This is a genomic window from Bradyrhizobium sp. SYSU BS000235 (genome assembly GCF_049747295.1).
Lineage (GTDB): Bacteria > Pseudomonadota > Alphaproteobacteria > Rhizobiales > Xanthobacteraceae > Afipia.
In genome coordinates, this window is record NZ_JBMHJM010000001.1 from 1515001 (window position 1) to 1520000 (window position 5000).

Annotated in this window: 1 protein-coding gene, 2 tRNA genes and 2 rRNA genes (2 of these 5 only partly in view); 1 reads left to right on the plus strand and 4 read right to left on the minus strand. The window is 54.0% G+C overall.

The genetic code is table 11. From position 1 onward, the window contains the following. The 4 genes from ACP0KA_RS07000 to ACP0KA_RS07015 form a co-directional block, all read right to left on the minus strand. Nucleotides 1–1097, minus strand: a 23S ribosomal RNA gene (locus ACP0KA_RS07000) (it extends 1728 nt beyond the left edge of the window). 425 nt (nt 1098–1522) lie between these two features. Further along, nucleotides 1523–1598, minus strand: a tRNA-Ala gene (locus ACP0KA_RS07005). Nucleotides 1599–1694: 96 nt separating this feature from the next. Next, nucleotides 1695–1771 (minus strand) — tRNA-Ile (locus tag ACP0KA_RS07010). A gap of 204 nt (nt 1772–1975) precedes the next feature. After that, nucleotides 1976–3464 (minus strand): 16S ribosomal RNA (locus tag ACP0KA_RS07015). The 16S and 23S rRNA genes sit together here with 2 tRNA genes alongside, the layout of an rRNA operon. Nucleotides 3465–4804: 1340 nt before the next feature. Here ACP0KA_RS07015 and ACP0KA_RS07020 point away from each other — a divergent pair. Then, nucleotides 4805–5000: the start of a hypothetical protein gene (locus ACP0KA_RS07020; RefSeq protein ID WP_424628115.1), read on the plus strand. Its footprint extends 365 nt past the window's final position; the window shows 196 of its 561 coding nt (coding positions 1–196); the start codon lies at nt 4805–4807; its stop codon lies beyond the right edge, outside the window.

Genomic DNA, 5000 nt, shown 5'->3' on the forward strand with positions numbered 1-5000 from the left:
CATCCTTTCCCACTTAGCCACGAATTAGGGGCCTTAGCTGTAGGTCCGGGTTGTTTCCCTCTCCACGACGGACGTTAGCACCCGCCGTGTGACTCCCGGATATTGCTCTCAGGTATTCGGAGTTTGGTTGGGTTTGGTAAGACGGTAAGTCCCCCTAGCCCATCCAGTGCTCTACCCCCTGAGGCATTCATCCGAGGCGATACCTAAATATCTTTCGCGGAGAACCAGCTATTTCCCAGTTTGATTGGCCTTTCACCCCTAACCACAAGTCATCGGAGTCTTTTTCAACAGACACCCGTTCGGTCCTCCAGTGAGTGTTACCTCACCTTCAACCTGCTCATGGCTAGATCACTAGGTTTCGGGTCTAATACAACGAACTTGGCGCCCTATTAAGACTCGCTTTCGCTACGCCTACACCTATCGGTTTAAGCTTGCTCGTTAAATTAAGTCGCTGGCCCATAATACAAAAGGTACGATGTCACCCAGAACGTATCTTGGGCTCCATCTGTTTGTAGGTGTCCGGTTTCAGGTCTATTTCACTCCCCTCGTCGGGGTGCTTTTCACCTTTCCCTCACGGTACTGGTTCACTATCGGTCGCTGAGGAGTACTTAGGCTTGGAGGGTGGTCCCCCCATGTTCAGACAGGATTTCACGTGTCCCGCCTTACTCGAGCATAAATGTTTGCATTACCCATACGGGGCTATCACCCTCTGAGGCCCTGCTTTCCTGACAGGTTCTGGTTGTCTCACATTTATGACTGGCCTGGTCCGCGTTCGCTCGCCACTACTAGCGGAGTCTCGGTTGATGTCCTTTCCTCCAGGTACTTAGATGTTTCAGTTCCCTGGGTTCGCTTAAAACCTCCTATGTATTCAGAGATTTCATACCTTCACTTGATAACCGAAAATCCAAAACCTCACGGCTTGGTTTGCACCAAGGCACAAGGCCTTGGAGTTTCGGCTATCGAAGGTGGGTTTCCCCATTCGGAAATCTATGGATCAAAGCTCCTTCGCAGCTCCCCATAGCTTATCGCAGCGTAGCACGTCCTTCATCGCCTCTCAGCGCCAAGGCATCCACCGAACACCCTTAAGGCACTTGATTGCTCTCATTATCAATATCCACACACTCGGCAGAATGTTGCCTGCATGAGGCTCCTTTCGGAACGCCTGCAGACGGATATTGATTAGAAAGACCAGATTGCTTCGTAAGATCGAACCGATAGCGAGGCGGTCAAGCTTCGCTAAAAGGATCATTTTACAACTCGATCATCTTGCGATGGCCGAGCGCCGAAAATGATCCGGAGATAATGCAAGTCCCGCAATGTTTGCCTTACAGCAAACCCTGCGATCCAAGCTCGGATCGATCTCCTCTTTACGATGTCAGAAATCACGCAAGTCAGCGTTTTTGGTGAAAACACTGAATGCGAAACGATGTTCGCGGACTAAAAACAGGCAGCTTCCGAATGAAGCGCGCTGTGAACACAACAACCAATCTCGTTGATCAACTCGTCACCCCAACCAAACTTCTGGTGGAGGCAGACGGGATCGAACCGACGACCTCATGCTTGCAAAGCACGCGCTCTCCCAGCTGAGCTATGCCCCCGTTCCAGAAGACGAATGCTCGACGCTTAAGATCAGCATTTTTGCAAATACGATGTCGTGACGTGAGCAGCAGCTTCAATCAAGAAGCGCGCAAAGATGGTGGGCCTGGGAAGACTTGAACTTCCGACCTCACGCTTATCAAGCGCGCGCTCTAACCAACTGAGCTACAAGCCCTAACGACGAGGAGCTTGCCGGATCAACATTGCATGCAACATCGATCACTCAGCGCCGCCCCTGGCGCGTGTTCGTCCGCGAAGAAAGAGAAACGAAGACGGCGGTGTCCCGCCAATGGAGCTCAACGATCTGGCGATCTGTTGGCCCCTGAATGTTTCTAAAACGATCCGATAGATACCGAAGCATCTGAAGGATCATCCTTAGAAAGGAGGTGATCCAGCCGCAGGTTCCCCTACGGCTACCTTGTTACGACTTCACCCCAGTCGCTGACCCTACCGTGGCCGGCTGCCCCCTTTCGGTTAGCGCACCGTCTTCAGGTAAAACCAACTCCCATGGTGTGACGGGCGGTGTGTACAAGGCCCGGGAACGTATTCACCGTGGCATGCTGATCCACGATTACTAGCGATTCCAACTTCATGGGCTCGAGTTGCAGAGCCCAATCCGAACTGAGACGGCTTTTTGAGATTTGCTAGGGCTTGCGCCTTTGCATCCCATTGTCACCGCCATTGTAGCACGTGTGTAGCCCAGCCCGTAAGGGCCATGAGGACTTGACGTCATCCCCACCTTCCTCGCGGCTTATCACCGGCAGTCTCCTTAGAGTGCTCAACTAAATGGTAGCAACTAAGGACGGGGGTTGCGCTCGTTGCGGGACTTAACCCAACATCTCACGACACGAGCTGACGACAGCCATGCAGCACCTGTCACCGGTCCAGCCGAACTGAAGGAATCCATCTCTGGAAACCGCGACCGGGATGTCAAGGGCTGGTAAGGTTCTGCGCGTTGCGTCGAATTAAACCACATGCTCCACCGCTTGTGCGGGCCCCCGTCAATTCCTTTGAGTTTTAATCTTGCGACCGTACTCCCCAGGCGGAATGCTTAAAGCGTTAACTGCGCCACTGAAAAGTAAACTTCCCAACGGCTGGCATTCATCGTTTACGGCGTGGACTACCAGGGTATCTAATCCTGTTTGCTCCCCACGCTTTCGTGCCTCAGCGTCAGTATCGGGCCAGTGAGCCGCCTTCGCCACTGGTGTTCTTGCGAATATCTACGAATTTCACCTCTACACTCGCAGTTCCACTCACCTCTCCCGAACTCAAGATCTTCAGTATCAAAGGCAGTTCTGGAGTTGAGCTCCAGGATTTCACCCCTGACTTAAAGACCCGCCTACGCACCCTTTACGCCCAGTGATTCCGAGCAACGCTAGCCCCCTTCGTATTACCGCGGCTGCTGGCACGAAGTTAGCCGGGGCTTATTCTTGCGGTACCGTCATTATCTTCCCGCACAAAAGAGCTTTACAACCCTAGGGCCTTCATCACTCACGCGGCATGGCTGGATCAGGCTTGCGCCCATTGTCCAATATTCCCCACTGCTGCCTCCCGTAGGAGTTTGGGCCGTGTCTCAGTCCCAATGTGGCTGATCATCCTCTCAGACCAGCTACTGATCGTCGCCTTGGTGAGCCGTTACCTCACCAACTAGCTAATCAGACGCGGGCCGATCTTTCGGCGATAAATCTTTCCCCGTAAGGGCTTATCCGGTATTAGCACAAGTTTCCCTGTGTTGTTCCGAACCAAAAGGTACGTTCCCACGCGTTACTCACCCGTCTGCCGCTGACGTATTGCTACGCCCGCTCGACTTGCATGTGTTAAGCCTGCCGCCAGCGTTCGCTCTGAGCCAGGATCAAACTCTCAAGTTGGACTTGAACTTTGAACCGGCTGATCACAACGTTTGACGAGGTCCCACCATTCTTGTCGGCCGAAGCCGACAGCCGCCCACGATTCACATCGTTGGCAGCGATGGTGTAACCTTTAAAACGTGTACCGCCGAAGTCTTTCGTCCGGTCTCAATCCTCAAAAGCCGAAGCTCTCAAAAACCAAGACCCGCAAGGACTCCGCCGTCCACGTTTCTCTTTCTTCATCTTTACTTGTCAAACAGCCCGGAACCCGAAGGATCCAACAACCTCATCCGACGCCGAATAACAACCGACAACTATCGGCTGTTGTTTCACTCATCTGAAAGAGGAGCTTACTGGCACAAGGCCTGCCTGGGCAAGTGCCCCGGCGCCGCCGCGCTCAGTGGCCGGTTTATAGGCCAGCCTTTCCGAGCTTGTCAACGCTCCCTGTCAATAAATCGTCGCACGGTCGCCGAGCCGAAGCATCGCGTTGAACAACGCCTCATTGAGCAGTTTGCCCCGCAGCAATTGACCGCTGAAACTCTCGTAAAAAAACTTCTGCGTTGCTCGGGCCGGCCGACGTCCTGCCCGCAACAGCAATCGCTGTCATCGACCACAAAGAGAACTCGAACGCATCCTCCGTCTAAAAGCGTCAAGCGACCCGACATTCGCCATCGACGTCTGAGCTCCGATTGCCGTCTGCAGTTGCTTGGACGACGAACAGTAAGAAGCTCGTCCCGACAGATCCAGAACGGCTTCACGTTGTTGACCGGATGAGCCCCCTTGCTCGCGCAGGACATGTCGTCGTCGATCGTCGAAGCGCGGCCTCTCGCTGTTGGTGATGGCTCGTCGCTTTACAGCGGTGCAGCAATGGCTCGGCACGCTCCTCACGTGAGCATTCGCGAGTGAGCCTCTGCTGTCCCACGGGTGTCGCCGGCTCTTTCCCAGAACGTTCTTTCAGCGCCCTGTTGTCTATCACCGCATCGACCAGCAACTGCTTCAGCAATTCCGTTCGATCCATTCTCCATCGTCCATCGCAGCCGAGGCATTCAGGCCGCTCGTTCTTCTCTCGCTTCCCTGTGACCAACCAGAGAGGCGAACCGTGGTCACTCCAGGATTCTGGTTGTTGGGCATAGAGGTCTTCAAACTTCGTCCATCAGGAGAGCTTGACGAGATCCAACGCCAGCCATCGCGCGGCTAGACTGTGAGATCGGTGCTGCCGGCGACATTCCCACAACGCCGGCATCTCGCCAGAATGCGATCTTCAGCTGCAGTCTGATCTCAAGCGGTCTGAGAAAGTTGGAGAAGACGCATCGGGCATTGCGTCGACAAAGTACCAGCAACCCAAAACAGCCGAAGAATGAATGCGCCTGCTCCGCATGTTCTGCGAAGACCAAAGCTTCTGCGCATCTCGAAACAGGCGGCACAACGACGTCGTCAAAATAGGCCGCAACGATGTTCCAGCATTCTGGATTGGCATCGCTCCGATCAAAGCAGGCGGCAGCATGAAGTCGTTATCCGAGTCGCTATCTAGCTCGTTGAAGCTTGCGCATGTTGATC